We start from the raw sequence: 2,293 nt of genomic DNA, 5'->3' as shown, positions 1-2,293 counted from the left end.
CAACTCTTGGAGAGGCTGGCGCTTAGGGCGTAGCTATGCCGCAGGCTTTACGACGCCGCTCAGTACAAGTGCCCCATGCCCAATACCCTATTTTAAGTTAATTGTGCAGTAGTTAAGGCTGTAGCGATCGCCCAGCCATCGACCAATAGTAGCAGAAGCGTGAATCCCAGTAAAATCAAGTACATCCACGGCTGTGCTAAAGGGCGAACATCTGTGGTGTCAATGCCTGTCTTTACTTGGACAATTTGGACGAAACGGGCAAATCCGGCTACACGCATTGGTAGTAAATAAGCTTTCCCATCCTGGCTGAGGAAGTAATAAACTAGCCCTCCTTGACCAGTAGTGCGGGGTTTTAACTCTTTCACCTCTGACCAAGGTAACAACCAGCCTTTACGAAAAAAGCGAGGCACCCAAGCGGGGTAAGTAACCTGAATTCCCTGGTCATCTACCATTACTTGTTCAGTCATTACAGCATACAAGGCAACTAAGCCGATGCTAATCCCTATCCACAATAATCCTGGGGGTACGGGTGCAGCTGTTACCTGCGATAAGAAGGGTAATGGAACTGTGAGTGCTATATATAGACTCAGCAGCGTTATCCGAATCAAAGGAGACAGACGAAAAACAGAAGCTAAGGTATTGGCTGAGTTTGCTGTCACGGCTTAATCACGATTATTGGCTTTAAATTCATACTAACTGGGAACCTGGCAAGTATTCAGGTAGACAAACACGAATACTTGTTGATGCTTTTATTTTCTCCATGCCAGTAGAGCTTCCAGAGAAACACTTTCTTTAAATTGCCCTGATGGTTCAATAGATTGTCATGCAAGCCACTCCCTAATCTAAAATTGGTTTAGGGTAAATACTTTTGTACTACAATCCAACCAGTCAGGGATACCCAAGCAAATCCGACAAACAGGATAATATTTACGCCGATGTGTAAAGGTCTAGCCCAAGGCCGTCTGGCACTAATTTGCGTAGCACTGAAAGCAGACAGTAAAACTAATGCTACCACTATCAATCCAGCGACCAAGTGTGACGAGTGCCCTAAAGAACCAAAGTGTCCCCAAGTGCCAACAATACCAATCACCAGCAATAGCAGCACTAAACTTACCATGCTGATGCCCATTGTATAGTGGAGCGATCGCACCCCTCTATTTCCGCCCATAAATGGGGTAATAAAAGGGAATTGCTGCGAAGTTCTCACCCGAAACATCCAAACGCCGGTGACTGCTAACATCAGATATGCCAGCAGGGACAACCCCATCGACCAGGCGGCTATTTTCCACAACCAAAGAAATGAAGGCAGATTCATAAGATTGATTGTAGTTGAGAGTTAGGGAGCAGAGGGGAAGTTGTAGTAAGTATTTCTCCTCTGCCCCAATGCCCAATAAATAATAAACAATAAATAATAAGCAAAAAGGGCTGCTAAATTAGCAACCCTCAAATTAAGTAAAATTGTTTTTTTTAATCAACCGATGCTAAACCAAGGATTTGCAAGGGTTTTGTAGTATCTCCAATTTTTGTATTAATTTGCTGCACCATTAGTTTGGTATTAATAGGGTCTTTTCCGTCTGATGAGTCTGTATCAAACTCATAAGCACTAGGTTCTTCGAGCATCAGGCGATCGCACGGAATCTTATCGGATAAAATTGCACTTGCCATCATCCCTGTATGAATCTCCATTTGACCTTTTTGCGGAGCTTCAAACACTAAACGTTGTCCAGGGAAAACAACCCTTTCAAAGTACCAGTTGGGAATATTGGAGATGCGAGCTACCTGTATTTTGCTCGTGGCATTAATGTAGCAGCAGAGAATTATTCCCGATTGCTCAGGTGGTAGAGGATCTAATATTTGAGCCATAACTGCTGAGGAGCTTTACGCCACAATTTTACATTACACTTGCCAAGCCTAGCATTGCCTGATCCCCAGTTGTTGTAGCTCCGACTACCAACTTAACTCTTTGTAGATAATTTCTACCTAAAGATATACACAGGTTGTAAAAATTTTGTAAATATTTATGCTTTCATCTGCAATTTTACACTATGTGAACATCTTTGAGTTTTCAATCTCTGGCAAAAAAGTTTTAACTTCTTTAGGGCAGATAATTACAGGGTAGGTATGGCGAAGATCCCCTTAGTTTCAGCCTAGTTCAGGAGTGTTTTTTTGTGTTTCATATATCCCAGGCTTTTGATCCTGGGATCATCGCTTAATGAATGAACTCAATGTTATCGTAAAGCTATAGGACTGATATTTGATTTTTGAAATATACGTAGGGTGCGTTATGCCAAAG

General features: G+C 42.6%; 3 protein-coding genes. All 3 read right to left on the bottom strand.

The features are described 5' to 3' along the window. Positions 1-92: 92 nt before the first annotated feature. The gene (locus Q0541_RS12045; protein ID WP_298910307.1) at positions 93-659 is read right to left on the bottom strand and encodes a hypothetical protein; all 567 of its coding nucleotides are present in this window, start codon (positions 657-659) and stop codon (positions 93-95) included. A 194-nt stretch (positions 660-853) separates the two neighbouring features. Continuing rightward, positions 854-1,315 (bottom strand): DUF4079 domain-containing protein, encoded by a 462-nt coding sequence (locus Q0541_RS12040; protein ID WP_298910304.1) that lies wholly within the window; start codon positions 1,313-1,315, stop codon positions 854-856. A gap of 152 nt (positions 1,316-1,467) precedes the next feature. Beyond that, complete coding sequence (locus tag Q0541_RS12035; RefSeq protein WP_298910302.1) at positions 1,468-1,863, bottom strand: DUF1830 domain-containing protein; 396 nt, start codon at positions 1,861-1,863, stop codon at positions 1,468-1,470. Between the last annotated feature and the right edge of the window lie 430 nt (positions 1,864-2,293).

The sequence above is a fragment of the uncultured Nostoc sp. genome (assembly GCF_937863485.1).
Lineage (GTDB): Bacteria > Cyanobacteriota > Cyanobacteriia > Cyanobacteriales > Nostocaceae > Nostoc.
This window is presented reverse-complemented; position numbering and strand designations above follow the sequence as displayed.